Origin of the sequence: Stenotrophomonas nitritireducens, assembly GCF_050984405.1 — a bacterium.
Lineage (GTDB): Bacteria > Pseudomonadota > Gammaproteobacteria > Xanthomonadales > Xanthomonadaceae > Stenotrophomonas > Stenotrophomonas nitritireducens_B.
Genome location: NZ_CP158790.1, coordinates 3,863,703 through 3,889,540, shown reverse-complemented (window position 1 = coordinate 3,889,540; position 25,838 = coordinate 3,863,703). Strand labels below are relative to the sequence as shown.

The window sequence follows — 25,838 nt, the reverse complement described above, 5'->3', positions numbered from 1 at the left end:
CTGCCGGTGGCGGCACTCCGGAATGCCGGCAGCTGGCATCATGCGCCCATGCCGCCCACCCTCGATCAACTCCGCCGTTACGCCGTCGCCCGGACGCTGTTCAAGCCGACCACGCTGATGCGGGCGATCGAAAAACTCGGTTTCGTCCAGGCCGACCCCATCCGCGCGCCGGCGCGGGCGCAGGACCTCACCCTGCGCCACCGGGTCAGGGACTACCGTGCCGGCGAACTGGAGCGGCGTTATCCGCGCCTGCCGCTGGAAGAGGATTTCTTCGTCAACTACGGCTTCCTGCCGCGCGCGCACCAGGCGCTGATGCACCCGCGGCAGGCGCGCGCGGTGTGGACGCCGGCGCGCTGGAAACAGGCGCAGGCGGTGCGCGAGTTCGTCGCCGGCCGTGGCGTGGCGCATCCGCGTGAGGTCGAGGCGCATTTCGCCCATGGCAAGACCACCAACTGGTTCGGTGGCTCGTCCAACGCCAGCACCCAGCTGCTCGATGGCATGCATTACCGCGGGCTGCTGCGGGTGGCGCGGCGCGAAGGCGGCACCCGCGTCTACGCCGTGCGCGAGGACGTCGCGCCGGTGCAGGCGCACGAGGTCGGAATGCGCCTGGATGCGTTGATCGATCTGATCGTGGGCAAGTACGCGCCGCTGCCGGCGGCCAGCCTGCGGCAACTGGTAGGTTACCTCGGCAATGGCGTTCCACAGTGGCGTGATGCCTGCAGGCCGGCGCTGCTGCGCGCACGGCAGCGCCTGCGGTGCGCGCGCGTGGACGGCGTGGACTGGCTGTGGCCCGACGGCGAGCGCGCGGAAAGCCGCCGCTGGCAGGCCGACGGGCAGGTGCGCCTGCTCACGCCGTTCGATCCGGTGGTGTGGGACCGCCGCCGCTTCGAGCTGCTGTGGGGCTGGACCTACCGCTTCGAGGCCTACACCCCGGCGGCGAAGCGCAGGCTCGGTTATTACGCGATGCCGCTGCTGTGGCGCGAGCAGGTGATCGGCTGGGGCAACCTGTCGGTCGTGGCGGGCGCGCTGGACGCGCAGCTGCGGTATGTCGCCGGCCGGCCTCCGAAGGATGCCGCATTCCACATCGCGCTCGACGAGGAGCTGGCGCGGATGCGAATGTTCCTTGGACTCGGGGACTGAGCGGCATCCGTTATCCCTCCGGTCACGTTTGTGCCCGCTCGCATCACGCATCGGCACGCGGCCCTAATCGGCGGCGGCGCAGGGTGGGCGCGCGGCAGGTGCCGCCGTGGAGGTGTCCGTTATGACCAGCAACCAGAGCCGGCAGAAGACAGACCAGGTGCAGCAGCAACCGCGTCCCGGTACCGAGGACCCGCGCAGGACCAACCCCGCGCGCCAGGCGACGCGCACCGAGCCCAGCCACCAGAAGGACATGCACGACCAGCGCATGCTGGACCGGGAAGAAGGCGAGGCGGAAGAGGGCGATACGAAGGATGCCCGCCGCTGATCGCGGCGAAGACGGCCCGACAGCGTATGCGTGCCTGCGCACGTGATCGCGCAAGGAGGTAACGGCCATGAAGAAACGCCATGTATTCAGTGCGACCGGGCTGCCGCTGGCCGAGCAGGCGATGGCGGCGGCGCGCCGCGCCGGTGTGGACAACGACGACATCCTGCTGGTCGCGCGTTCCGACATCGAGAAGCGCGAGATTCCGGACAAACGCAAGATGGCCGATACCGACCTGATGGCCGCGGTCGGCCGTGGCGCGGGGTACGGCGCCGCCACCGGCCTGCTCGCCGGCCTGGTCGCCGTCGCCGTGCCGCCGTTGGGCATCACCCTGGCCGGCGCCGCGGCGGTGGGGCTGGCCGGCGCGATGGTCGGCAGCCTGGGGTCGGCGCTGCTCGGCGCGACCGTGCCGGATCCGGTGCGGCAGGCGTTCGACGACGAGATCGAGGCCGGCAACATCCTGGTGGTGATCGACGGCGAGCAGGAAGTGCTCGACGCCGCCGCCCCGGCCATCATCGCGCTGGGCCTGCGCCCGCTGCCTTACGAATCCACCTCGGCCCTTACCTGACGCACACTGCCCACGCGCCCTCGCGCGTGGGCCGATCCGCACTCGACGTTGCCGGCATTCTTGCCTAAGGTCGGTGCTTCGCCAATCGCGGGGAACGGGAATGCGCATCGGATGTGTGCTGGGGATGTGTCTGGTCGCAGGCAGCCTGCAGGCGGCCGAGCCGGTGGCGACGGTGCGGGTGGCATTCGACCGCGACGGTGTCACCTCCACCGAAGCGCACGGCATGGCCGACATCGCCGCCGGGCGCGTGCTGGGCGCCGACGATCCGGTGCGGATCGCTTCGATTTCCAAGCTGGTCACCGCGCTGGGCGTGATGCGCATGGTCGAGGCCGGGCAGCTGGACCTGGACGCGGATGTGTCGCGCTGGCTCGGCTGGACGCTGCGCCACCCGCAGTTCCCTGATACGCCGATCACCCTGCGCCTGCTGCTCTCGCACCGCGCCGGCCTCACCGATGCCGCCGGTTATTACGCCGTGCCGCTGGGCGGGCAGCTGCGCGACGTGCTGGACGACCCGCGCGCTTGGGACAAGGCGCATGCGCCGGGCACCTTCTTCCGCTACGCCAACATCGATTTCCCGCTCATCGCCTCGGTGATGGAGAAAGCCAGCGGCGAGCGCTTCGACCGGCTGATGCAGCGGCTGGTGCTGGGGCCGCTCGGCGTCGCGGCCTGCTTCAACTGGGCCAGCTGCGATGACGCCACCGTGGCGCGCGCGGTGGTGCTGTACGACGAGGCGCACCGGCCCGTGCGCGACGACAACCAGGGCCGTCGCCCCGATTGCCCGGTGGTGGCCGCCGCCGATGGCAGCTGCGATCTCGGCCGCTGGCGTGCCGGCGACAACGGCGCGCTGTTCGCGCCGCAGGGCGGCCTGCGCATTTCCGCCAACGGCCTGGCGAAGATCGGTCGCCTGCTGCTGGGCGGGGGCGAGGTGGACGGCGTGCGCCTGTTGCGCGCGGAATCCGTGCGCGAACTGGCGCGCCCGCAGTGGACCTGGGCGCCGGGCGCGGGCATGACCTCGGAAGAGGACGACAGCGGGCAAGGCGGCGATGGCTTCTTCTGCCGTTATGGGCTGGCGATGCAGACCCTGGCCACGCCGGTGAAGGGCTGCCGCGACGACCCGTTCGGCGATGGCGTGGCGCGCTTTGGCCATTCCGGTTCGGCGTACGGCCTGTTGTCGGGGCTGTGGGTCGACCCGGCCAGCGGCACCGGCGTGGCGTATTTCGCCACCGGCCTGCCGGACGCGCGCAAGGGCGAGCGTTCGGCGTTTTCCGCCGTCGAGGAACGGTTGGCCAGGCCATGACAAGGGCGCCGTAACGGGCGCAGTGCGTTGCGTGGGTCGGCTCCACGCAACGCTGCTCCAGTGTCGTGCGGGCAATCGGCGACGGGAGGGACTCAAGCAAAGCAGATCGTGGGCCGGTGCCGTGGTTCAGGCGCCGCCGAAGCTGGGCAGATGGCCGGCCAGCTGGCTGATGCCACCCACCGCCAGTTCCACCCAGATCGCGAGCACCGCGCACAGCAGGGCGGCGCCCAGCAGCACCCGGTGCCGCCTGTCGCCAAGGCGCGAGGCGAAGTATTCGTACGCCAGCCCGGCGCCGAACAGCAGCAAGCCCATCACCACGAAGTCCATCGGGCCCCAGTGCCAGCCGTCGCCGGCGGGCTTGTGGCGGTCCAGCGTGGACATGACCAGGGGGATGAGAAGCAGCAGGCCGGTTCCGATGGCCGGGCGGATCGCAAGGCTTTTCACGGCGGTACTCCAGGGTGGCGGGTGAGCGTGGAGCATCGACCTGGTGCGCGGAGCCTGGATGGGGCCGCGGTGAAGTCACGGTGAAGCCGGGTTGCCGGTATCGCCCTGCCTGCCCTGCCGGCGCAACGCGGCGCGCATCAGGCGCTGGAAGGTGGGGCAGTGCAGGTGGTCGGCATGGCGGCAGCGGGCGGCGTGGCGCAGTCCATCGCGCAGCGCCTGCAGGCGGGCGATGCGTCGCTCCAGCTGGTCGGCCTTGTGCAGCAGCAGCGGACGGTCGATGTCGGGAGTGGCGCCCTCGCCGAGCATGGCGCCGATCTCCTCCAGCGAGAACCCCGCCGCGCGGCCCAGCGCGATCAGCGACAGGCGCTGCATCACCGAGGCCGCATAGACGCGGCGCAGGCCGTTGCGCCCGATCGGCCGGATCAGGCCGCGGGTTTCGTAATAGCGCAGGGTGGAAGCGGCCACGCCGCTTTGCCGCACCACCTGGCCGATGTCGATCTCCTGCACGCTTGACCTCAAGCCGGCTTCAACGTCGAGACTGATGGAAACAGGTTTCCTGGCAGGCGGGAAGAGCGATGGACGATGGCGGAATCATCATGCGGGTCGTGGTCATGGGCATTGTCGCCACCGCGGCGACTGATCTGTGGGCGCTGCTGCTGCGCCGGCTCGGGCGGCCCACGCTGGACTACGCGCTGCTGGGCCGCTGGATCGGGCATTGGCGCGCAGGGCGCTGGCGGCATGACGTCATCCGCGATGCCGCGCCGGTCAGGCATGAGCGCGTGCTGGGCTGGTGCGCGCACTACGCCATCGGCATCGGCATGGCCGGGATGATGGTGGCGATGACGGGCAGTGGCTGGCTGCGGCAGCCGACGTTGGGCATGGCGCTGGGCTTCGGCGTCGCGACGGTGCTGCTGCCCTTCCTGGTGATGCAGCCGGCGTTCGGCGCCGGCATCGCGGCCGCCCGCACGCCGCAGCCTTGGCCGGCGCGGCTGCAGAGCCTGGCCACGCATGCGGTGTTCGGCGCGGGCCTGTTCGCCGGGGCTGCGATATGCGCCGTTTTTCCGCTTTGACATCAAGGGCTTGAAGGAATGGGCCGGAACGCTGCTAGCCTTTCCCGGCCCATCGCCCGGAGAACGCCATGACCATCGGATCGCAGTCGGACATCGACGGCCTGCAACGCATCGGCCGGCTGGTCGCGCAGGTGCGCGAGGCGATGCTCGCCGCCGCCTGCCCGGGCATGACCACCGGCGAACTCGACCTGATCGGTGAACGCCTGCTCGCCGCGCAGGGCGCGCAGCCGGCGCCGCGCCTGGTCTACGGCTTCCCGGGCGCGACCTGCATCAGCGTCAACGAGGAAGCCGCCCACGGCGTGCCGGGCGCGCGCGTCCTCGCGGCGGGCGACGTGTTGAACGTCGATGTGTCGGCCGAACTGGACGGCTACTTCGCCGATACCGGCGGCACGCGTGTGCTGCCCGATGCCGCGCCGCGCGACCTGCGCCTGTGCCATGCCGCGCGCAGCGCGCTGGCCAACGCGCTGAAGGTGGCGCGCGCCGGGCAGCCGCTCAACCTGATCGGTGCGGCAATCGAACGCACCGCGCGCCAAGCCGGCTTCCGTGTGATCGAGAACCTGGGCAGCCACGGCGTCGGCCGCGCGCTGCACGAGGAGCCGGACCACATCCCCGGCTACTACGACCCGCACGACACGCGCCTGCTGCACGAGGGCATGGTCATCACCATCGAGCCGTTCCTGTCCACGCGCAGTCGCCAGGTCGAGGAAGGCGACGACGGCTGGACCCTGCTGGGCGCGCGCGGCAACCGCTCGGCGCAGTACGAGCACACGCTGATCGTCACCCGCGGCGAGCCGATCGTGGTGACGCTGCACTGACCTGCATGCCGCACCGGCGGCGCGAGGCATCGACACCGCATGCACGCGGCGACGGCGATGGTGACGGCGTTCCCTTCCACCTCTGCCACGCATGGCCGATCCACCGCTGCTTACGCCTGATGGCCGCTATCTGGTGGTGCGCGGCCGCCTGTGGCGCGCGACCAATCCACACCTGCCGGAGGAACAGCGGCAGGCGGCGGTGCGTCAACTGATGGCCGCGCGCCGCGAAGTCGGCCGCGCGCGACGACAGGCCGACCCACAGGCGCTGGCGCGTGCAGGCGCGGCGGTGGATACGGCCAAGCGCGCGCTCGGCGAACGCGGGCCGGTGTGGTGGAGCGATGGCGCGCCGGACTACAACCGCCATCTGGCGAAGAACACGCCGTACGCGGCATGGCATGCGCGGATGACCGGCGCGGACGATTGAGTGGCCTGGATGCGGTGCCGGCTCGTTGCCGTGACACGAATGAAGGAACGCGTGACCCGCCCGGCCGCGAGCCCGACTCCGCAGGTGCCGGGCTAGCGCGGCACGGCGCCATGCAGCAAAGCATGCGGGGCAAGCCCCCGCATCCACGGAATGGGGTGAGCCATGAAGCTGCGCGAGGCTACGCGTTGGTCGAGACGGTACACCGTGTAGGTGCCGGGCTCGCCCGGCACGGCGCCATGCAGCAAAGCATGCGGAGCAAGCCCCCGCATCCACGGGATGGGGCGAGCCTTGAAGCCGCGCGAGGCCACGCATTGGTCGAGGCGGTACACCGCGCAGGTGCCGGGCTCGCCCGGCATGGCGCCACGCAGCGAAGCATGCGGGGCAAGCCCCCGCATCCACGGAATGGGACGAGCCCTGAAGCTGCGCGAGGCCACGCATTGGTCGAGGCGGTACACCGCGCAGGTGCCGGGCTCGCCCGGTATGGCGCCACGCAGCAAAGCATGCGGGGCAAGCTCTCGCATCCACGGGATGGGGCGAGCCTTGAAGCCGCGCGAGGCCACGCATTGGTCGAGACGATACACCGTGTAGGTGCCGGGCTCGCCCGGCACGGTGCTACGCAGCAAAGCATGCGGGGCAAGCCCCGTGTTACGGCACCGGGTGGGCCTGCCGGTCCGCCTGGCCCGAGGCCAGCGTCCAGCCGATCAGCTCGGTGGTGGTCCTGCCCAGCGCGGTTTCGAAGGCGGCGGTCACGCTGCCCAGGTCGGTGCCGGCGGCGGGCTCGGCGACGCGGAAGGTGCGCGAGGCCACCACGCGCTGGTCGAGGCTGTGGATCAGTTTGGCGTTGAGCTCGATGGTCGCCGCGGGGCGTTCATTGCCGGCGTAGTCCGATTCGAAGCGGCGCAGGTCGATGGTGAGCTTGTAGTCCGAGCGGATGCCGGTGGCGATGCGCGCCACCGCGTTGATCCGGCCGGTGTCTTCGAAGCCGCGCAGCAGGGCATCTTCGAGCATGTCGGTGGCCGGCTGCGACCAGGTGGCGCCGCGGTAGACCTCCAGTTCGCCGGGCGTGGGCCGCACGTTGATGCGCGGGCTGTCCACCAGGCGCGAGGCGGCGGGCTTGGCCACGGCCAGCTGCCAATCCACCTGCGGCCACGCCGGGTCGGCGGACACGCGCGCCTGCGGCGCGTAGATGGTGATCGGATGGCGGTCGCCGCTGGCCAGCACCGAGCAGCCGGCCAGGGCCAGGAGGCAGAAGGGAGCGAGCAGTCGCATCGGCAGGGAGCGCTTCATTTCGGTTCGAACTCCTTCGGGGCATCGCGGCCAAGCAGGTAGCGTGCCGGGTTGTTCTCGAGGCGGTCGCTGACCCGGCGCAGGTCGCGGATCAGCCCGCGCAGTTCGGTCAGGGTCGGGCCGAGCTGGGCCAGGCCGTCGTTGGCGAAGCTGTTGATGGCGGCGCGGTTCTCGCCAAGGATCGCATTGGCGTTGCCGGCGGCCGAGTCCAGCTTGGACAGGCTGGCGTCGAGCTTGTCCAGCGTGGCCGGCAGCTGGCGCACGACGTTCTCGTCCAGGTGCCGGATCGTGCCGTTGGCGGTGGTGAGGGTGGCGTTGAGGTTGCGCGCGGCGTCGCGCGCCTCCACCAGCAGCGCCTGGGTGCCCTGGTCGCGGTCGGCCAGGCCGCCGCTGACGGTCTCCAGGTGCGCCAGGGTGTTGGAGATGCGCTCCACGTTCTGGTCGCTGAGCAGCTGGTCCATGCGCTCGACCACGCGGTTGGCGACGTCGGTGATGTTCTGCAGCGCCGAGGGCGAGGTCTGGATGGTGGGGATCGGTTCGCGGCTGACCGTGGTCAGCGCCGCCGCCTGCGGGCTGCCGCCGCTGAGCTGGATGATGGCCGGGCCGGTGATGCTGGTGATGGCCAGCTTGGCGCGGGTATCGGTCTTGACCGGCGTGGTCGAGTTCAGGCGCACCCTGGCGATCACCTTGCGCGGGTCGTCCGGCGCCAGCGACAGGTCGGTGATCGAGCCCACCGAGATGCCGTTGTACTGCACCGGGCTGCCGACTGACAGGCCGGTCACCGCCTCGTCGAACACCACCCTGTACTCCTGCCAGGTGCGGTCGGAGGAGTACTTCGCCGCCCACAGGCCGAAGGCGAGCAGGGCCAGCGACACGATGAGGGTGAAGGCGCCGATCAGGACGTAATGGGCTTTGGTTTCCATGGGGTCACGGCCGGGAAGGGGGGAGCGGGGAACAGGGGGCGGCGGTGGACAGCCGCGCCCGGCTTGTCCGGGGGGAGAGACTGCAGCAGGGCGGTGAAGACGAGGCGACGGAAACGGTTCATTGCCGCATCTCCGTTTCCCGTTCCCCGGCGCCGCGCGCGGCGCGCGCGCGCGGCCCGTGGAAGTACTCGCGGATCCACGGATGGTCGAGGCGTTCGATTTCCGGCAGCGGCGCGGTGGCGACCACCTTCTGGTCGGCCAGCACCGCGACCCGGTCGCAGATGGCGTAGAGCGTGTCCAGGTCGTGGGTGATCAGGAACACGGTCAGGCCCAGCGCTTCCTGCAGGGTCTTGATCAGGCGGTCGAAGGCGGCCGCGCCGATCGGGTCCAGGCCGGCGGTGGGTTCGTCCAGGAACAGCAGCGGCGGGTCCAGCGCCAGCGCGCGCGCCAGGCCGGCGCGCTTGCGCATGCCGCCGGACAGCTGCGAGGGCAGCTTGTTGATGGCGTCGGCGGGCAGGCCGGCGAGCTTGACCTTCAGCAGCGCCAGTTCGTAGTGCCAGCGCTCGGGCAGTTCCGGGTGGTGTTCCTTCAGCGGCACCTGCACGTTCTCGCCGACGGTGAGCGAGGAGAACAGCGCGCCGTCCTGGAACAGCACGCCGGTGTTGCGTTCGATGTGCAGGCGCGCGGCCGCGTCGTCCGCGCGCGCGTCCACGCCCAGCACTTCGATCTGCCCGGCGTCGGGCGTGCGCAGGCCGAGGATGGAGCGCATCAGCACCGACTTGCCGGTGCCCGAGCCGCCGACCACGCCCAGGATCTCGCCGCGGCGCACGTCCAGGTCCAGGCCGTCGTGCACGGTCTGGCTGCCGAAGCGGTTGACCAGCCCGCGCACGCGGATGGCCAGTTCGTCGCCGCCGTTGTCGCTCCTGGAGCGGATCGCCATCGCGCGGGTCCCTTACCAGTCCATGTGCATGAACCACAACGCGGCCAGCGCGTCGAGGATGATGACCAGCGAGATCGTCTGCACCACGCTGGAGGTGGTGCGCTCGCCCACCGACTGCGCGGTGCCTTCCACCTTCAGCCCTTCCAGGCAGCCGATCAGGGCGATGATCAGCGCGAACACCGGCGCCTTGGACAGGCCCACCAGGAAATGGCGCAGTTCCATGGTCTCGTGCATGCGCGCGATGTACATCTGCGGCGGGATGCCCAGGTCGAACGCGCCCACGGTGACGCCGCCGGCAAGGCCGGCGACCATGGCGATGAAGGTCAGCAGCGGCAGCATCAGCATCAGCGCCAGCACCCGCGGCAGCACCAGCAGGTCGATCGGGTCCAGGCCCAGGGTCTGGATGGCGTCGATCTCCTCGCGCGCCTTCATCGCGCCGATCTGCGCGGTGAAGGCGCTGGCGGTGCGCCCGGCCAGCACGATGGCGGTCAGCAGCACGCCGAACTCGCGCAGGAAGGCGATGTTGACCAGTTCGACCACGTAAATTTCCGCGCCGAAGTCGCGCAGGATGGTCGAGCCGAGGAAGGCGATCACCGCGCCGACCAGGTAGGACAGCAGCGCGATCAACGGCACCGCGTCCAGCCCGACCTCTTCCATCTGGTGCACGGTGGCGGTCAGGCGCAGGCGCCGCGGCTGCCGCACCAGCCGCGCCAGCTTGGCCAGGTTTTCGCCGAAGAAGCCCAGCAGCACCACGATGTTGCCGCCGATGGCATGCACCGAGCGGCCGAGCCGCTCCAGCGCCGCGGCCACGCCGTAGTCGCGCTGCGGCTTGGGGCGCTCGTCGGCGACTTCGTCGATGGTGCAGACCAGGGCGTGGTGTTCGTCGCGGAAGCGCAGCGCGTCGTCGGCCAGGCCCGCGCCGCGCGAGAAACGCAGCAGCTGCAGCACGCCGGCCGAATCCAGCTGGTCGATGCCGCGCGCATCCAGCCCGCGCACCGGCGCGTCGATGCCGCGCAGCGCCTCGGCCGATTGCAGGGCGGTGGACAACGTCCAGCTGCCCGACAGCCTCAGTTGGCCGTCGACGTCCGGATCCATCGCGCAGTGGGGCGGTTCGGCGTTGTTCATGGGCAGCGTCCGGCGCCGAGCATACCTTGTCGTCCGTCGCGCGCCCATGACGGGCTTGGCGTCCATGCGCGGACCGCCGCGCCATCGGGTGCGGCCGGTCGCCGGCGCCTTCCGCGCACCGTGGGGCGATGCACGCGGACCCACCGGCGATCGCGGCGCCGAAGTCGCGCGACGCGGAAGGCGATGCGGGTGCAGGACCCTAGGGTCGTGCGCATCGCACCGCGGCCATGCGGCCATCGGCGGGTGCGCGATCCCGCAGGCGCGTGGCGCGTACGCGCCGGTTCTGTGGCGACCTGCTTCCGGGTGATACTAGCGCGCATGTCCGCCGAAACCATCGCACCCCTCTCCAACCGGGCCACCTATGCGCAGCGCGTGGCTTTCGTCACGGAGATCGCAGGCCGCCTGCACAGCTACGGCACCACGGCGCAGCGGCTGGAGGCGGCGGTGGTCGCGCTGGCGCAGCGGCTGGACCTGGACTGCGAGCCCTGGTCCAACCCCACCGGCATCATCCTCAGTTTCAGCGACCCGACCCAGGCGATCGGCTCCAGCGACATCACCCGCGTGATCCGCCTCGATCCGGGCAGCAACGACCTGCACAAGCTGACCCTGGCCGACCAGATCGCCGACGCGGTGGCCGGCGGGCAGATGAGCATCGCCCAGGGCCATACCGCGCTGCGCCAGCTCGACAAGGCGCCCACCTGGCGCGACAACGCGCAGATGCTGCTGTCCTTCTGCCTGGGCTCGGCGGGCGTGGCCGGCATGTGGCGGCTGCCGTGGCTGGACGTGGTCACCGCCGGCGTCACCGGCCTGCTGATCGGGCTGATGCTGTTCTATACCGACCGGCGCGTGGCCACCCGCGAGGCCAGCGACGCGCTGGCCGCGCTGCTGGCCGGTTTCGTCGCGGTACTGGTGGCCAGCTTCATCGGCCCGTTGAACCAGAACTCGGTGATCATCGCCTCGCTGGTGGTGCTGCTGCCGGGCATGGCGTTGACCAACGCGGTCAACGAACTGGCCAGCCAGCACTGGGTGTCGGGCACGGCGCGTTTCGCCGGCGCGCTGACCACCATCATGAAACTGACGGTGGGCGCAATGATCGCGGTGACCGTCACCGACCTGATCGGCCTCGAACCGCTGGTGCGCGCCTCGCGCCCGCAGCCGGAATGGGTGGAATGGGGTTCGGTGATGCTGGCCGCGTTCGCCTTCGCGATGCTGTTCCGCGCCTCGCGCCGGGATTATCCGTGGGTGATGGCCGCTTCGCTGGCCGGTTATGCCATTTCCCGTTATGGCGGGCAGCAGTGGGGCGGCCCGGCGGGGATATTCCTGGCGGCGATGATGCTGACCGCCGCCGGCAACCTGTTCGGCCGGGTGGCGCAGCGGCCGGGCGCGATCATCCGCCTGCCCGGCATCATCATGCTGGTGCCCGGCAGCATCAGCCTGCGCGGGGTATTGAGCCTGATCCAGCAGCAGAACGTGGGGGCCGGCGAATCGGCGCTGCTGACTGTGGTCAACGTGGTGATGGCGCTGGTGGCGGGCCTGCTGTTCGGCAACCTGCTGGTGCCGGCGCGGAAGAATCTTTGAGCGAGGAGTGAGTGAAGAGGAGTGAGGAGTGAGAAGAAGCAAGGGCGATCTCCGCCTTCGCGGAGAGGCCGGCTTTTGCTCCTGCCTTTTCTCACTCCTCACTCCTCTTCACTCACTCCTTGCCAATTAAAAACGCCGGCATATGCCGGCGTTTTTAATTGGCATCTTCCCGCCCCGATCACTTCTGGATCAGGAAATCCTCGACCTTGCGGCCGCCGGCGGTGTATTCGGCCAGCCAGCGCGGCTGCTTGCCGCGGCCGGTCCAGGTGTTGGCGGCGTTGGCCGGGTCGCGGTACTTCGGCGCGACCTTCACGCCCTTGGTGGCGCTCTTGGTCGGGGCCTTGGCGGCGCGCGGCGCGCGGGCGGCCCGGGGGGCGCCGGTGCCGAACAGTTCCTCGATGGTGTAACCGGCCTTCTGCGCGGCCTTGACCAGCTGGGTGCGGACCTTGGTGATGGGCTGGCGCTTGGCGACGACGCTCTTGCGCTTCTGCGCGTCGCGGATCAGGGAGGCCAGTTCTTTGGCCGACAGGCCGCTCAGGTCAATACTCATCGAATAGCTACTCCGGATAATGGGGTCGGGTATCGCCATTCCGTGGCAGCGCGGCAAAGCATACCGGCTGTTTCACGGAAACGGCAAACGATAATGTGCACCCGATATTGTTTCCAATAAGAAAAGGCCGGGATTTCGCTCCGGCCTTTCCGATCCTCATCCGGCGATCCTGCGCAGCAGGCCGTCCTTGTCCAGGCTTTCGGCCTCGCTGGCCGAACGCGCCCGGTATTCGTAGGTGCCCGCGGCCAGGCCGCGTTCGGACACCACGATGCGGTGCGGGATGCCGATCAGCTCCATGTCGGCGAACATCGCGCCCGGGCGCAGCCCGCGATCGTCCAGCGCGGCATCGACGCCGGCGGCCTGCAGGTCGGCCAGCAGCGCTTCGGCGGCGGCGGTGACGGCCGCGTCCTGCTTCGGGTTGATCATGCACACCACCGCCTGCCACGGCGCCATGGCTACCGGCCAGACGATGCCGGCCTCGTCGTGGTTCTGCTCGATGGCGGCGGCGACGATGCGCGACACGCCGATGCCGTAGCAGCCCATCGCCATCACCGCGGCCTTGCCGTTCTCGTCCAGCACCGTGGCCTTGAGCGCCTCGGCGTACTTGCGGCCGAGCTGGAACACATGGCCGACCTCGATGCCGCGCGCGATCTTCAGTTCGCCGCCGTCGCGGGCGCGGTCGCCGGCCACCACGTTGCGGATGTCGGCCACTTCCGGCTCGGCCAGGTCGCGGCCCCAGTTCACGCCGGCGATGTGGAAGCCCTTCTCGTTGGCGCCGACGACGAAGTCGGACATCGCCGCCACCTCGCGGTCGGCGACGATGCGGATGGCCTTGCGCGGGTTGAGCGGGCCGAGGAAGCCCGGCTCGCTGCCCAGGTGCTCGGCGATCTCGGCCTCGCTGGCCATGCGGTGGTCGGCCAGGCCCGGCACCTTGCCCAGCTTGATCTCGTTGACCTCGTGGTCGCCGCGCACCAGCGCCAGCACGAAGTCGCCGTCGGCGGTCATCACCGCGATCGACTTGACGGTGCGCGCCAGGGCGATGCCCATCAGCGCGGCCACGTCCTCGCAGGTTTTCTGGGTCGGGGTATCGACCTTGCGCAGTTCCTCGGCCGCGGCGCCGCGCGGCGCCGGATCGGCGGCGATGGCGGCCTCGACGTTGGCGGCGTAGTCCGAACCGGTGGAGAACACCAGCGCGTCCTCGCCCGAATCGGCGATCACGTGGAATTCCTGCGAGGCGTCGCCGCCGATGGCGCCGGAATCGGCCTGCACCGCGCGGAACTCCAGGCCCAGGCGGGTGAAGATGCGGGTGTAGGCGGCCTTCATGTTCTCGTACTCGGCCACCAGGCTGGCGTCGTCCAGATGGAAGGAATAGGCGTCCTTCATCAGGAACTCGCGCGCGCGCATCACGCCGAAGCGCGGGCGGATCTCGTCGCGGAACTTGGTCTGCACCTGGTAGAAATTGACCGGCAGCTGCTTGTAGCTGGACAGCTCCTGGCGCGCGAAGTCGGTGATCGCTTCCTCGGCGGTGGGGCTGTAGCAGTATTCCTGCTCCTTGCGGTCCTTGATCTTCAGCAGCTGGCCGCCGAACTTCTCCCAGCGCCCGGTCTCTTCCCACAGCTCCTTCGGCTGGATGGTCGGCAGCTGCAGTTCCACCGCGCCGGCGCGGTTCATTTCCTCGCGCACGATGCCTTCCACCTTGCGCAGCACGCGCAGGCCCAGCGGCGACCAGGTGTACAGGCCGGAGGCCAGCTTGCGGATCATGCCCGCGCGCAGCATCAGCTTGTGGCTGACCAGCTCGGCGTCGGCGGGGGTTTCCTTGGTGGTGTGCAGGTGGAAGCGGGACAGGCGCATGGGGGGATCGCGAAACGGCGGGCTGGTCATTCTGCCAGAAGCCCCGGCCGGACATGGCGCCCCGCAGCTGCCGGGCTTGCCCGGCAGGCCCGAGGCAGGTTCCCTGGCGGGCTCCCCGATATGCCTGCCGATATGCCTGCGGCGCAATGCCGGCGGGACAAGACCCGCCGTTACTTGCAGTACACCGCCGCGGCGGCCTCGGCGAGCTGCTTCTGCGCGCTGCGCTGGGCGTCGTCCAGCCGCGTGTCCGGCTTGCCGTCGCCGTCGGTGTCCTGCATCACCGGGCCGCTGCCCTGCAGCAGGTCCAGGTTGCGCCGCGCCGCGGTGCATTCGGGCGCCTCGCCGGCCTTGGCCGGTTCGGCCGCGGCCACCGGCGCGCCGGAGGTGGTGATGCGGCGGGTCTCGTACGTCTGCCCGGTCGGCGGCCGTTCCGAATACTGGGTCACGCCGTTGGCGTCCTTCCACTTGTACAGGTTGCCGTTGCCGGCGAGGGCGCCGTGGGCGGCACTGGCCAGTACCAGCAGGCAGCAGAGGCGGGGCAGGGCGCGCATGGCGACTCCGGTCGCTTGGACGGGGTGAAGGGCCGATTGCAGCACCCGGTGACGCGGCTGGCAAGTCGATTAAACTGGCCGCATGGACGAAACGAGACCTCCGCCGCGTTCGCGCAGCATCTACCTGCTGCCGAACCTGTTCACCACCGCCGGGCTGTTCGCCGGCTTCTACGCCATCATCGCCGCGTCCAACGGCGATTTCGTCAACGCCAGCATCGCGGTGTTCGTGGCCGGGGTCATGGACGGGCTGGACGGGCGCGTGGCGCGCCTGACCGGCACCAGCAGCGAATTCGGCGTGCAGTACGACTCGCTGGCCGACCTGGTGAGCTTCGGCATGGCGCCGGCGCTGGTGATGTACCACTGGTCGCTGTCCTCGCTGAAATTCGACGGCGACGTGCTGGGGCGCGTCGGCTGGCTGGCCGCGTTCCTGTACGCGGCCTGCGCGGCGCTGCGCCTGGCGCGGTTCAACACCCAGGTGGGAACGGTGGACAAGCGCTGGTTCGTGGGCCTGGCCAGTCCCGCCGCCGCCGGGCTGATGATGTCCTTCGTCTGGGCCTTCGCCGACGGCAGCCTGGGCTGGAGCGGCGAGGAGCTGCGTTACGTGGCGCTGGCGGTGTCCATCGCCGCCGGCCTGCTGATGGTCAGCCGCATCCGTTTCTGGAGCTTCAAGGGCGGCGGCGAGAAGGGCCCGCGTTCGGAGCGCGTGCCGTTCATGGTGCTGGCGCTGGTGCCGATCGTCATCGCCATCATGGTGGTGGACCTGCCGCGCACCCTGTTCGTGGTCGGTGTGCTGTACGCGCTGTCCGGCCCGGCGATGTGGCTGTGGCAGCGCTGGCGCCAGCCGGCAAGCAAGGTGCAGTGAACGCAGCCGCGCCCGCTTCGCCGTGGTCCGCCCAGCAGCAGGCCTGGCTGCAGGCGATGGGCTATGCGGTCTACGTGGAGGGCGGCGCGCTGGATGCGCCGCTGCCGCAGGCCGAGCGCCCGCTGGCGCCGGCCGCTGTGGACGTGGTGCCCGCTCCCGCGCCTGTCGCCCCGCGCGCGGCCCCGCCTCCGCGCCGCGAGGCGCCCGTGCGCACGCCGCCCGAAGCGCCGGCTACCGCGCCGGAAGCCCGGCCGCCACGCCGTGGCGGTGGGCTGCGCATGCCCGACCGCCTGCAGATCGCGCTGCTGCGCGCGTCCGGCTGTAATCCCAACGATCCGCAGACCCGCGCGCTGATGGACAGCTGGCCGCTGGCCGAGCTGCGCGCCAACCCGGCGGCCAAGCGCGCGCTGTGGCCGCAACTGCGCGCGCTGCGGCGGAAGCAGCGGCAATGAACGCGGTGGCGGCGACGCCGGCGCCGTTGCTGCGCCCGATGCACGAAGGCGACCTGGACGCGGTGATGGAGATCGAGCTGCGCGCCTATCCGTTTCCCTGGACCCGCGGCATCTTCCAGGACTGCCTGCGCGCCGGTTACCCGGGCCGCGTGCTGGTCGCCGCCGACGGCCTGGTCGGTTACGGCCTGCTGAGCATCGCCGCCGACGAGGCGCACGTGCTCAACGTCTGCGTCGATCCGCACCGCCAGTCGCACGGGTTCGGCCGGCGCCTGCTGCGCGACCTGGTGCGGGTGGCGCGCCAGAACGGCGCGGCGCGCGTATTCCTGGAGGTGCGGCCGTCCAACACGTCCGCCATCGCGCTGTACCACAGCGAGGGATTCAACGAGATCGGCCGGCGCCCGCGTTACTACCCGGCCGCGGCCGGGCGCGAGGACGCGCTGGTGATGGCGATGGAACTGGTGGACGAGGACATCGTGCGCATGCCGCCGTTGTAGGCGGCCTGTTCACCCCAGCCGCAGCAGGACCACGCCGGCCACGATGAGCGCCGCGGCGAGCACACGCGCGCGGCCGATGCGTTCCTTCAGCACCAGGGCCGAGATCAGCAGCGCGAACAGGATCGAGGTCTCGCGCAGCGCGGCGACGACCGCCACCGGCGCCTGGGTCATCGCCCACAGCGCGATGCCGTAGGACGCGCTGGTGCCAAAGCCGCCCATCAGCCCACGCCCCCAGTTGTCGCGCAGGTGCCGGCACAGCCGGGCACGGCGGGTGGCCAGCGCCCACAGCGGCAGCGGCAGTCCCGACAGCAGGAACAGCCACAGCGTATAGCTGGGCGCGTTGCCGGACAGGCGCGCGCCCCGCGCGTCGACCACGGTGTAGGTGGCGATCAGCACGGCGACCAGCAGCGGCAGCCGCAGGTCCCCGCGCAGGCCGCCGCCGGCCATGCCGACGACGCCGGCGCCGACCAGGGCGATGCCGAGCCACCCGCCCGGCGGCAGGACCTCGCCGAACGCCAGGCCGCCGGCCAGCGCCACCAGCAGCGGCGCGCAGCCGCGCATCAGCGGGTAGGACAGGCTCATGTCGGCGGCCTGGTAGGCGCGCGCGACCAGGACGTAGTAGCCGACCTGCAGCAGCACGGACGCGGCCAGCCACGGCCAGCTGGCCGGCGCCGGAAGCGGCAGCCATGGCAGGGCCAGCGCCGACAGGACGGCGGCCCAGCCGGTGACCAGGATCGTGGTCAGCAGCGTGTCGCCGCCGCGCTTGACGATGGCGTTCCAGCCGGCATGCAGCAGGGCGGCGAACAGCACCGCGCAGAAGATCGCCAGCGACATCGCATGCCCGTGGTGCGGTGGAAGCGCGCAGGATAGCCGCAAACGGAAACGCCGCCCGCAGGCGGCGTTTCCCTGGTCGCAGCGGCGCTGCCTACAGCTTGGCGCGCTGTTCCTGCAGGCCGGCCAGTTGGCTGTTCCAGTCGGCCAGGCGCACGCGCTCCTGCTCGACCACCGCCGCCGGCACCTTGTCGGTGAACCTGGACAGCTTGGTCTCGCTCTTTTCCTTCTCCGCCGACACGCGGGCGATTTCCTTGTCCAGGCGCGCACGCTCGGCGTCCAGGTCGACCAGGCCTTCCAGCGGCACCAGCAGCTTCAGTTCGCCGACGATGGCCGCCGCCGCCGGCGGGGTCTGCGCATCGGCAGCCAGCCAGTCGATGCTTTCCAGCTTGAGCAGGAAGCGCAGCTGCGAGGCGAAGCGTTCGACGCGGGCGCGGTCGGCGTCCTGGCCGCCCTGCAGCAGCAGGCGCACCTGCCTGGACGGCGGCACGTTCAATTCGCTGCGCACGCGGCGCAACGCGCTGACCATGGTCTTGAACCATTCCACGTCGGCCTCGGCCTGCGCGTAGTCGCCGGCGAACTCGGCCGCCGTCGGGTAGGCGCGCAGCGACAGCGTGTCGGCGGCGATACCCAGGCGCGGCGCCACCTGCTGCCACAGCTGTTCGGTGACGAACGGGATCAGCGGGTGCAGCAGGCGCAGCACCGCTTCCAGCACGTACAACAGGGTGTGGCGGGTGCTGGCCGCGTCCCCGGCGTTGTCGCCATTGAGCGCCGGCTTGGTCAGTTCCAGGAACCAGTCGCAGAACTCGTTCCAGACGAACTCGTACAGGCACTGCGCCAGCAGGTCGAAGCGGTAGTCGGCGAAGTTCTGCTGCGCCTCGGCCGAGACCTTGGCCAGCCGCGACAGGATCCACTTCTCGGCATCGGTACGCGGTTGCGGTGCGCCGTTGAAGCTGGACCCCTCGGTGTTCATCAGGGTGAAGCGGCTGGCGTTCCACAGCTTGTTGCAGAAGTTCTTGTAGCCCTCGGCGCGGCCCATGTCGAACTTGATGTCGCGGCCGTGGGTGGCCAGCGCGGCGATGGTGAAGCGCAGCGCGTCGGCGCCGTGGGCGATGATGCCGTCCGGGAACTCCTTGCGGGTGGCCTTCTCGATCTTCTCGGCCATCTTCGGTTGCATCAGGCCGTGGGTGCGCTTGGCGACCAGGTCGTCGATGCTGATGCCGTCGATGATGTCCAGCGGGTCGAGCACGTTGCCCTTGGACTTGGACATCTTCTGGCCCTGCGCGTCGCGGATCAGGCCGGTGATGTAGACGTCCTTGAACGGGATGTGCCCGGTGAAGCTGTCGGTGGCCATGATCATGCGCGCCACCCAGAAGAAGATGATGTCGAAGCCGGTGATCAGCACGTTCGATGGCAGGTAGCGCTCGAAACCGCGCTGCGCCATGGCTGCTTCATCCGGCCAGCCCAGCGTGGAGAACGGCCACAGCTGCGAGGAGAACCAGGTCTCCAGCACGTCGCTGTCCTGGGTGAGCGCCACGTCATCGGCCAGACCGGCCTTGGCGCGGGCTTCGGCTTCGTTGCGGCCCACGTAGCAGTTGCCCGCTTCGTCGAACCACGCCGGGATGCGGTGGCCCCACCACAGCTGGCGGCTGATGCACCAGTCCTGGATGTTCTCCATCCAGTGGCGGTAGGTGTTGATCCAGTTGCCCGGCACGAACGTGATCGAACCGTTCTCGACCAGTTCCAGGCCGCGCCTGGCCAGGCCGTCCATCTTCACGAACCACTGGTCGGTCAGGTACGGCTCGATCACCTGGCCGGTGCGGTCGCCGCGCGGCACCTGCAGCTTGTGCGCCCTGGTCTCGACCAGGATGCCCAGGTCCTCCAGCTCGGCCAGGATCACCTTGCGTGCTTCGTAGCGATCCAGCCCGCGGTAGCGCTCCGGCGCGTTCTCGTTGAGCGTGGCCACCGGGGTGAACAGGTTGATCATCGGCAGGCCGTGGCGCACGCCCACCTGGTAGTCGTTGAAATCGTGCGCCGGGGTGACCTTGACCACGCCGGTGCCGAACGCCTTGTCGACGTAGTCGTCGGCGATCACCGGCACGCTGCGGCCGGTCAGCGGCAGGGTGACGCGCTTGCCGATCAGGTGCGCGTAGCGCGTGTCTTCCGGGTGCACCATGACCGCGGTGTCGCCCAGCAGGGTCTCCGGGCGGGTGGTGGCCACGACCAGGTAGTTGCGGGTTTCGCGCAGGGTCTCGTTGCCGTCGGCATCGACCTCGATATGCTCGTAGCTGGCGCCGTCTTCCAGCGCATAGGCGATCGACCACAGGAAGCCGTCTTCCTCGGCGCTTTCCACCTCCAGGTCGGAGATGGCGGTCTTCAGCACCGGGTCCCAGTTGACCAGGCGCTGGCCGCGGTAGATCAGGCCCTGCTCGTGCCAGCGCACGAACGATTCGATCACCGCCTCGCTCGGGCCCGGGTCCATGGTGAAGGTGCTGCGCGACCAGTCGGCCGAGGTGCCGAGGCGGCGCATCTGCCCTTCGATCACGTTGCCCGAGTGCGCCTTCCACTCCCACACCTTGTCGATGAAGCCGTCGCGGCCCAGCGAGTCGCGGGTTTCGCCCTTGCCTTCCAGCGCCAGGTTGCGGCTGACCACCATCTCGGTGGCGATGCCGGCGTGGTCGGTGCCCACCTGCCACAGCGTGTCGTAGCCGCGCATGCGGTGGTAGCGGATCAGCGCGTCCATCAGCGTCTGCTGGAACGCATGGCCCATGTGCAGGGTGCCGGTAACGTTGGGCGGCGGCAGCAGGATGGTGTACGGCTCGCCCTTGCCGGACGGCTTGAAATGGCCGGCCTTCTCCCACGCATCGTAGAGCGCGGTTTCGAAGGACTTCGGGTCGTAGCTGGAGGCGAGTTGGGTCATGCGGGGAAACCGGGTGGAAGGCGGGGAGGGGATCAGCGGAACGCGCCGGTTTTCAGCGCGCGCCTGATCTTCTGGTCGGTGTGGTACTGGCTGACCGCATAGGCGGCCCAGATCGCGGCGGGAACCCAGCCGAGCAGGGTGATCTGCAGGAGCAGGCAGGCCACGCCGGAAATCGGCCGGCCGATGGTGAAGAAGGCCAGCCACGGCAGGAGCAGGGCGATGAGCAGGCGCATGGGCGGTCTCCTTACATGTCGTGCTTGTTGAGCGCGTAGCCGGCGGCCTTGTACTGGCGCCAGCGCTCGCGCAGCGGCTCGCGCGCGGCCGGGTCGGCCGGCACCACTTCCAGCACACGCTCGCAGCCGCCCAGGTACGGCTCGTCGCGCAGGTTGATCACCAGCGGGCGTTCCGGCGCGTCGGCGCCGGGCGCGGCGATCAGCACGATGGCTTCTTCCTCGTCCACGTCCTCGCCGACGATCTGGTGCGGGATGTAGGCGTCCGGGTCGAACGACCACAGCAGTTCGTCCAGTTCCTCGGCCTGCGCCGCGTCGCGCGCCAGCACCAGCGTGTACTGGCTGGTGTCGTTGGCCTTGCGCGCCAGTTCGCACACCAGCTTCAGCGGCTCGGTGAGGAAACGGGGCTTGGCGATCAGGTAGAAGTCGGCACGGGTCAAGGCGGGGAACCGGGAAGGGGGAAAGGGGAAGGGAAGTGCAGGAGTGGGGAGAGGGAGCCGGCGCGGGAGACTTTCATTCCCTGTTCCCGGCTCCCTGTTCCCTGCTTCAGGCCACCCGGTCCAGCAGCCATTGCGTCAGCAGGCCCACCGGGCGGCCGGTGGCCATGCCGCGCTTGCCTTCGTCGCTGGCCACGCCGGCGATGTCCAGGTGCGCCCAGCGCTGGCCTTCGGCGAAACGCGACAGGAAGCAGCCGGCGGTGATGGCGCCGGCCCAGCGGCCGCCGATGTTGTAGACGTCGGCGAAGCTGGAATCCAGCATCGGCTGGTACTCGTCCCACAGCGGCAGGCGCCAGGCGCGGTCGAACACCTGCTCGCCGGCGGCCAGCAGCTCGTTGGCCAGGTCGTCGTGCTTGCTCATCAGGCCGGCGGTCTGGTGGCCCAGGGCGACCATGCAGGCGCCGGTCAGGGTGGCGACGTCGACCAGCGCGGCCGGCTCGAAGCGCTGCGCGTAGGTCAGCGCGTCGCACAGGATCAGGCGGCCCTCGGCGTCGGTGTTGCCGACTTCGATGGTCTTGCCGGACATGGAGGTGATCACGTCGGACGGGCGGTAGGCGTTGCCGTCGATGGCGTTCTCCACCGCCGGCACCACCACCACCAGGTTCAGCGGCAGCCTGGCCTTGACCGCAGCGACGAAGGTGCCGATGACGTTGGCGCCGCCGCACATGTCGTACTTCATTTCCTCGATGCCGCCCTGGGTCTTCAGGTTGACGCCGCCGGTGTCGAAGGTGATGCCCTTGCCGACCAGCACGTACGGCCTGGCGTCGCCGCCGTCGGCTTGCGGCAGGCCCGTCCACTTCAGCACCACCAGCTTCGGCCGGTTGGCCGAGCCGCGCGCCACCGCCAGCAGCGAGCCCATGCCCAGGGCTTCCATCTGCTGTTCGTCGAGGATCTCTGCCTGCGCGCCCTCATGCTCGGCGGCGAACTTGACCGAGGATTCGGCCAGGTAGGCCGGCGTGCACAGGTTCGGCGGCAGGTTGCCCAGCTCGCGGGCGTATTCGACGCCGGCGGCGATGGCCTGGCCCTGCAGCAGGGCGGTTTCGTCGCTGCCGCTGATCGCCAGGGTTTCCAGGCCCGGGGCGTCGGGCTTCTTCTTGCCCAGGGTGGCGGTGTAGCGGTAGCAGGCGTGGTTGGCGGCGATCACGGCCTGGCGGATGTTCCAGGCGGCGTCGCGGCCCTTCACCTCCAGCCCGGACAGGGTGAACAGCGCGCTGCGGGTGATGCCGCTGCGCAGCGCGCGCGCGGCGTCGCCCACCGCCTTGATGTACTGCGGCACGCCGAACTTGGCCGCATCGCCCAGGCCGACCACCAGCACGCGCGGCGCGGTCACACCGGGCAGGTCGTGCAGCACGGTGGTGTTGCCGGTCTTGCCGCCGACGTCGCCGCGCTCCACCAGCGCCGCGAGGCGGCCGCCGGAGGCGGCGTCCAGCGCCTGCGCCGCCGGGGACAGCGACTTGTCGGAGAAGGCGCCGACGATGACGCAGTCGACCGCTGCGGAGGCCGGGGCGGCGTGGTTCAGGGTGAATTGCAGAGACATTGATCAGATTCCATTGCCAAATCCGTACAATCGCGGACTGTTTCCACCCTTCCAGACCGGCCGGGCGCGCCGCGAACGAAACCGGGAGTTTAAACCACCCACCCCATGGCGAAGCTTGACCGCTACCTGCTGAGCGACTTCATCCAGAGCTTCCTGGCGACCCTGACCGTGCTGCTGGTGGTGAGCGTGGGCGGCGTGCTGGTGGACATCCTGGGGCGCATCGCCGACGGCCGCATGCCGGCCGGGCTGCTGCTGTCGCAGCTGGGCCTGCAGTTCATCGTCTACCTGCCCATCATCCTGCCGCTGGCCCTGCTGCTGGGCCTGTCGCTGGCCATCGCCCGGCTTTACCGGGACTCGGAGATGGCGGTGCTGACCGCCGTCGGCGTGGGCCCGCGGCGCCTGCTGCGGCCGGTGCTGATGCTGGTGGTGCCGGTGGTGGCGCTGGTCGGGATCTGCTCGCTGTGGCTGGGCCCGTGGGCCAACCGCACCGCCGACGCCATGGTCGAGGCGGCCAGCCGCAGCGTGGTGGTGGCCGGGCTGGAGCCGGGCAGGTTCACACAGCTCTCCGGCGGCGGCATCGTCTACCTGTCCTCGCTGAGCGAAGACGGCACGAAGATGGGCAAGGTGTTCATCCAGTGGCAGAAGGAAGGGCGCATCGACGTGGTCTCGGCCAACAGCGGCGCGATGTTCTTCGAGGGCGAGCGCCAGCGTTTCCTGCGCCTGGAGGACGGCCACCGCGTCGAGGGCCCGGAGAACGGCGCGCTGGACTACCGCCTGATGCGCTACGCCAGCAACGAGGTGGCGCTGCCCGACCGCGACGAGCCGCGCGGGCAGGACGATCCGGAGGTGCTGCCGACCCTGCGCCTGTTCGGCGACGACCGGCGCGAGGCCCAGGCGCAGCTGCACTGGCGCATCACCCCGCCGCTGCTGGCGCTGGCCTTCGCCCTGCTGGCCCTGCCGCTGTCGCGCAGCACGCCGCGGCAGCAGCGCTACGGCAGCATCATGCTGTCCTTCCTGGGCTATGTGGTGGGCATCAGCCTGATGATCAGCGGCCGCCAATGGCTGGCCACCGGCAAGCTGCCGGCGGCGCTGGGCATGTGGTGGCTGACCCTGCCGCTGCTGGCGCTGGCGGTGTGGATGTACTTCCGCGACGGCCGCCTGTCGCGCCGCAAGGGAGCGCGCGCATGATGCTGCGCCCGCGCATCCACGATTTCTACGTCGGCCGCACCGTACTGGTCACGGTGCTGCTGACCTGGGCGGTACTGACCGGCCTGGACGCGATCCTGTCGATGTCCGGGGAGGCCAAGAACATCGGCACCGGCAGCTATACCTTCGGCCATGCCGTCGCCTGGACCGCCTACACCCTGCCGCGCCGCGCCTACACGCTGTTCCCGATGGCCGCGGTGATCGGCGCGCTGATGGGACTGGGCCAGCTGGCCGCGACCTCGGAACTGACCGCGCTGCGCGCGGTCGGCCTGTCGCGCCGGCGCATCGCGCTGTCGGTGGCCATCGCGCTGTCGCTGATGACCGCGATGATGGTGGTCAATGGCGAGACCCTGGCGCCCTGGGCGCAGGAGAAGGCCGACGCGCTGAAGGCCAGCGCCAAGTTCAACACCGACATGGCCGTGGCCCGCTATTCCGGCCTGTGGGCGCGCGAGGGCGACACCTTCCTCAACGCGCAGAGCGGCGAGGAACAACTGACCGACGATGGCGGCACGCGCCTGCTGCTGCACGACGTACGCCTCTACCGGCTGGACGCCGACGGCCGCTTGGCGAGCCTGACCCATGCGGTCACCGCCCGCCACGACGCGCAGGGCTGGACGCTGGAACAGGTGCGGCGCGATACCTTCGGCGAGCGCTCGGCCACCCGCCAGACCGTCGCCAGTGAACCCTGGGACTCGGCCCTGGACGCGGCGGCGCTGGCCTCGGGCCTGGCCAAGCCGCGCAGCCTGACCGCCGCCGAGCTGCGCACCAGCATCGAGTACCGCAAGCGCAACGGGCTGGACGCGCGCGACTACGAGGACACCTACTGGAGCCGCTGGTTCTACCCTCTGAACGTGCTGGCGCTGTGCCTGGCGGCGGTCCCGTTCGCCTTCGGCTCGCTGCGCAGCGGCGGCATGGGCAAGCGCCTGTTCCTGGGCATGCTGTTCGCGCTGGGCTTCCTGCTGCTGCAGATGTTCTTCGGGCGCATGGCCGGCGCGCTCAAGTTCGATTACCGCATCGCCTACGCGCTGCCGCCGATCGTGATGCTGGCCGTCTCCGGCTGGCTGTTCAAACGCCGATCGAGCTGACCCGGGTTCGACAGGCGACGGAACACGTTCTGCCCTGTAGGAGCGACTTCAGTCGCGAAAGGAGCTTGGCCGGCAACGCCTGGTCGCGACTGAAGTCGCTCCTGCAGGGCAGAGCCCGCTTTTCCTGCCCCGCTGCGCGCATCACCGACCGCGTACCAACGTGCCGTCCTGCCACGCGCCGGCGCCACGCTATTCCTGCCTGGGTATGCGCACAAGCCGCGTATTGCTCAGGCGGTCATGCCGCGCCGCGGGGAGCCGGACCAACCTGTTCGTCCGCCGCGCCGCCGCGCGCCAGTGCGACGACGTACCGGCGCTATTCCTTGGGTAGGCGCACGAGCCGGGTGTTGCTCAAACGGTCATGCCACGTAAGCCGATCCCGATCAACCAGCGCCCACCAGAATCCAAGCCCGCCGCACAGCAGCGACAGCGTGCCGACCGCGTAGCGCTTCCACAGCATGCCCATCGACGGCGTGGTGCCGTCGACGCCGCGCACATGCAGCCGCCACGGGCGCATGCCCAGCGTCTGCCCGCCGCGCTTCCAGCTGAGCGTGGCGTAGACCCCGGCCACGGCCCAGCAGCACAGCCACAGCAGCCACTGCAGCGGGCTGTACGGCGCGATGTTGTGGTGGGTGTTGCCGCCGCTCGCGGCGACATCGAACAGGGTGAACGGCACCGCGGTGAGCATGCACAGGGCCAGCACCGGCCACAGGTCGTAGAACAGCGCCAGCAGGCGGCGCAGCAGCAGGGGCGAAGGGCGGGGCGGTGCAATGGTGTCTGCGGTCATCGCGCGAGCATACGGGCTGGCGTGCGCGATGTGGATGGGCAGCGGCGCCGGCAAT

The 25,838-nt window shown here is 70.2% G+C and carries 28 protein-coding genes and 1 pseudogene; 13 read left to right on the top strand and 16 right to left on the bottom strand.

Annotated elements, in window-relative coordinates; all coding sequences use genetic code 11:
• Positions 1 to 48 precede the first annotated feature (48 nt).
• The 4 genes from ABTV91_RS17410 (at position 49) to ABTV91_RS17395 (ending at position 3,327) form a co-directional block, all read left to right on the top strand.
• Positions 49 to 1,140 (top strand): DNA glycosylase AlkZ-like family protein, encoded by a 1,092-nt coding sequence (locus ABTV91_RS17410; RefSeq protein ID WP_433852564.1) that lies wholly within the window; start codon positions 49 to 51, stop codon positions 1,138 to 1,140.
• 121 nt (positions 1,141 to 1,261) lie between these two features.
• Positions 1,262 to 1,465, top strand: a complete 204-nt coding sequence (locus tag ABTV91_RS17405) for a hypothetical protein (protein ID WP_433852563.1) — start codon at positions 1,262 to 1,264, stop codon at positions 1,463 to 1,465.
• 67 nt (positions 1,466 to 1,532) lie between these two features.
• Positions 1,533 to 2,030, top strand: coding sequence for a hypothetical protein (locus ABTV91_RS17400; protein WP_433852562.1), 498 nt, complete (start codon positions 1,533 to 1,535; stop codon positions 2,028 to 2,030).
• 124 nt (positions 2,031 to 2,154) lie between these two features.
• Positions 2,155 to 3,327: a serine hydrolase domain-containing protein gene (locus ABTV91_RS17395; RefSeq protein ID WP_433852561.1), complete on the top strand. Its 1,173-nt coding sequence runs from the start codon at positions 2,155 to 2,157 to the stop codon at positions 3,325 to 3,327.
• Between the two features lie 126 nt (positions 3,328 to 3,453).
• Here ABTV91_RS17395 and ABTV91_RS17390 read toward each other — a convergent pair whose 3' ends face one another.
• Both ABTV91_RS17390 and ABTV91_RS17385 read right to left on the bottom strand, forming a co-directional pair.
• The gene (locus tag ABTV91_RS17390) at positions 3,454 to 3,771 is read right to left on the bottom strand and encodes a hypothetical protein (RefSeq protein ID WP_433852560.1); all 318 of its coding nucleotides are present in this window, start codon (positions 3,769 to 3,771) and stop codon (positions 3,454 to 3,456) included.
• A 75-nt stretch (positions 3,772 to 3,846) separates the two neighbouring features.
• On the bottom strand, positions 3,847 to 4,278 hold the full coding sequence (locus tag ABTV91_RS17385; protein ID WP_433852559.1) for a helix-turn-helix domain-containing protein: 432 nt from the start codon (positions 4,276 to 4,278) through the stop codon (positions 3,847 to 3,849).
• Between the two features lie 89 nt (positions 4,279 to 4,367).
• On the opposite strand from ABTV91_RS17385, the gene ABTV91_RS17380 reads away from it, so the two are divergent.
• The 3 genes from ABTV91_RS17380 to ABTV91_RS17370 all read left to right on the top strand — a co-directional run bounded on the left by ABTV91_RS17380 (position 4,368) and on the right by ABTV91_RS17370 (position 6,080).
• Entirely contained in the window at positions 4,368 to 4,841 is a 474-nt protein-coding gene (locus ABTV91_RS17380) for a DUF2938 domain-containing protein (RefSeq protein WP_433852558.1), read from the top strand.
• A 68-nt stretch (positions 4,842 to 4,909) separates the two neighbouring features.
• Positions 4,910 to 5,656, top strand: a complete 747-nt coding sequence (gene map / locus ABTV91_RS17375) for a type I methionyl aminopeptidase (RefSeq protein WP_433852557.1) — start codon at positions 4,910 to 4,912, stop codon at positions 5,654 to 5,656.
• A gap of 91 nt (positions 5,657 to 5,747) precedes the next feature.
• Positions 5,748 to 6,080, top strand: coding sequence for a hypothetical protein (locus tag ABTV91_RS17370; RefSeq protein ID WP_433852556.1), 333 nt, complete (start codon positions 5,748 to 5,750; stop codon positions 6,078 to 6,080).
• Positions 6,081 to 6,172: 92 nt separating this feature from the next.
• Here ABTV91_RS17370 and ABTV91_RS17365 read toward each other — a convergent pair whose 3' ends face one another.
• From ABTV91_RS17365 to ABTV91_RS17345, 5 genes are all read right to left on the bottom strand, one after another.
• On the bottom strand, positions 6,173 to 6,661 hold the full coding sequence (locus tag ABTV91_RS17365) for a hypothetical protein (protein WP_433852555.1): 489 nt from the start codon (positions 6,659 to 6,661) through the stop codon (positions 6,173 to 6,175).
• Between the two features lie 64 nt (positions 6,662 to 6,725).
• On the bottom strand, positions 6,726 to 7,367 hold the full coding sequence (locus ABTV91_RS17360) for an ABC-type transport auxiliary lipoprotein family protein (RefSeq protein WP_433852554.1): 642 nt from the start codon (positions 7,365 to 7,367) through the stop codon (positions 6,726 to 6,728).
• Entirely contained in the window at positions 7,364 to 8,290 is a 927-nt protein-coding gene (locus tag ABTV91_RS17355; RefSeq protein ID WP_433852553.1) for an MlaD family protein, read from the bottom strand. Before ABTV91_RS17355 ends, ABTV91_RS17360 begins: the two co-directional genes overlap by 4 nt.
• A 118-nt stretch (positions 8,291 to 8,408) precedes the next feature.
• Entirely contained in the window at positions 8,409 to 9,230 is an 822-nt protein-coding gene (locus ABTV91_RS17350; RefSeq protein WP_433852552.1) for an ABC transporter ATP-binding protein, read from the bottom strand.
• Positions 9,231 to 9,242: 12 nt separating this feature from the next.
• The gene (locus ABTV91_RS17345) at positions 9,243 to 10,355 is read right to left on the bottom strand and encodes an MlaE family ABC transporter permease (RefSeq protein ID WP_433852551.1); all 1,113 of its coding nucleotides are present in this window, start codon (positions 10,353 to 10,355) and stop codon (positions 9,243 to 9,245) included.
• A gap of 318 nt (positions 10,356 to 10,673) precedes the next feature.
• Between ABTV91_RS17345 and ABTV91_RS17340 the strand changes: the two genes are divergently transcribed.
• A complete protein-coding gene (locus tag ABTV91_RS17340; protein WP_433852550.1) occupies positions 10,674 to 11,933 on the top strand; it encodes a threonine/serine ThrE exporter family protein in 1,260 nt (419 codons plus the stop codon).
• Positions 11,934 to 12,114: 181 nt separating this feature from the next.
• Here the strand turns inward: ABTV91_RS17340 and ABTV91_RS17335 are convergent.
• The 3 genes and pseudogenes from ABTV91_RS17335 to ABTV91_RS17325 all read right to left on the bottom strand — a co-directional run.
• Positions 12,115 to 12,483, bottom strand: a pseudogene (locus tag ABTV91_RS17335) (H-NS family nucleoid-associated regulatory protein); the annotation flags it as partial.
• Positions 12,484 to 12,639: 156 nt separating this feature from the next.
• Positions 12,640 to 14,334, bottom strand: a complete 1,695-nt coding sequence (locus ABTV91_RS17330) for a proline--tRNA ligase (RefSeq protein WP_433852549.1) — start codon at positions 14,332 to 14,334, stop codon at positions 12,640 to 12,642.
• Between the two features lie 170 nt (positions 14,335 to 14,504).
• On the bottom strand, positions 14,505 to 14,885 hold the full coding sequence (locus ABTV91_RS17325) for a DUF4124 domain-containing protein (RefSeq protein ID WP_433852548.1): 381 nt from the start codon (positions 14,883 to 14,885) through the stop codon (positions 14,505 to 14,507).
• A gap of 82 nt (positions 14,886 to 14,967) precedes the next feature.
• Here ABTV91_RS17325 and pssA point away from each other — a divergent pair, with 82 nt between their 5' ends.
• Genes pssA through rimI form a run of 3 tightly spaced genes read left to right on the top strand, consistent with a single transcriptional unit; the run spans position 14,968 to position 16,693 of the window.
• Entirely contained in the window at positions 14,968 to 15,747 is a 780-nt protein-coding gene (pssA, locus tag ABTV91_RS17320; RefSeq protein WP_433852547.1) for a CDP-diacylglycerol--serine O-phosphatidyltransferase, read from the top strand.
• A gap of 56 nt (positions 15,748 to 15,803) precedes the next feature.
• Positions 15,804 to 16,199, top strand: coding sequence for an alanine acetyltransferase (locus ABTV91_RS17315; RefSeq protein ID WP_433854218.1), 396 nt, complete (start codon positions 15,804 to 15,806; stop codon positions 16,197 to 16,199).
• On the top strand, positions 16,196 to 16,693 hold the full coding sequence (gene rimI, locus ABTV91_RS17310) for a ribosomal protein S18-alanine N-acetyltransferase (RefSeq protein WP_433852546.1): 498 nt from the start codon (positions 16,196 to 16,198) through the stop codon (positions 16,691 to 16,693). The genes ABTV91_RS17315 and rimI overlap by 4 nt, the downstream gene beginning before the upstream one ends.
• A 9-nt stretch (positions 16,694 to 16,702) precedes the next feature.
• Here rimI and ABTV91_RS17305 read toward each other — a convergent pair whose 3' ends face one another.
• From ABTV91_RS17305 to ABTV91_RS17285, 5 genes are all read right to left on the bottom strand, one after another.
• The gene (locus tag ABTV91_RS17305; RefSeq protein ID WP_433852545.1) at positions 16,703 to 17,527 is read right to left on the bottom strand and encodes an EamA family transporter; all 825 of its coding nucleotides are present in this window, start codon (positions 17,525 to 17,527) and stop codon (positions 16,703 to 16,705) included.
• A 91-nt stretch (positions 17,528 to 17,618) separates the two neighbouring features.
• Positions 17,619 to 20,444, bottom strand: coding sequence for a valine--tRNA ligase (locus ABTV91_RS17300; RefSeq protein ID WP_433852544.1), 2,826 nt, complete (start codon positions 20,442 to 20,444; stop codon positions 17,619 to 17,621).
• Between the two features lie 32 nt (positions 20,445 to 20,476).
• A complete protein-coding gene (locus ABTV91_RS17295) occupies positions 20,477 to 20,677 on the bottom strand; it encodes a YqaE/Pmp3 family membrane protein (RefSeq protein WP_433852543.1) in 201 nt (66 codons plus the stop codon).
• 11 nt (positions 20,678 to 20,688) lie between these two features.
• Complete coding sequence (locus ABTV91_RS17290) at positions 20,689 to 21,114, bottom strand: DNA polymerase III subunit chi (protein ID WP_055766067.1); 426 nt, start codon at positions 21,112 to 21,114, stop codon at positions 20,689 to 20,691.
• Positions 21,115 to 21,220: 106 nt separating this feature from the next.
• On the bottom strand, positions 21,221 to 22,708 hold the full coding sequence (locus ABTV91_RS17285) for a leucyl aminopeptidase (protein ID WP_433852542.1): 1,488 nt from the start codon (positions 22,706 to 22,708) through the stop codon (positions 21,221 to 21,223).
• A 105-nt stretch (positions 22,709 to 22,813) separates the two neighbouring features.
• Between ABTV91_RS17285 and lptF the strand changes: the two genes are divergently transcribed.
• Complete coding sequence (lptF, locus tag ABTV91_RS17280; protein ID WP_433852541.1) at positions 22,814 to 23,896, top strand: LPS export ABC transporter permease LptF; 1,083 nt, start codon at positions 22,814 to 22,816, stop codon at positions 23,894 to 23,896.
• Positions 23,893 to 24,999 carry an LPS export ABC transporter permease LptG gene (lptG, locus tag ABTV91_RS17275; RefSeq protein ID WP_433852540.1) on the top strand — a complete coding sequence of 369 codons (1,107 nt, stop codon included), beginning with the start codon at positions 23,893 to 23,895 and terminating at the stop codon, positions 24,997 to 24,999. Before lptF ends, lptG begins: the two co-directional genes overlap by 4 nt.
• A 313-nt stretch (positions 25,000 to 25,312) precedes the next feature.
• Here the strand turns inward: lptG and ABTV91_RS17270 are convergent, their stop codons facing one another.
• A complete protein-coding gene (locus tag ABTV91_RS17270) occupies positions 25,313 to 25,783 on the bottom strand; it encodes an RDD family protein (protein WP_433852539.1) in 471 nt (156 codons plus the stop codon).
• Positions 25,784 to 25,838 lie beyond the last annotated feature (55 nt).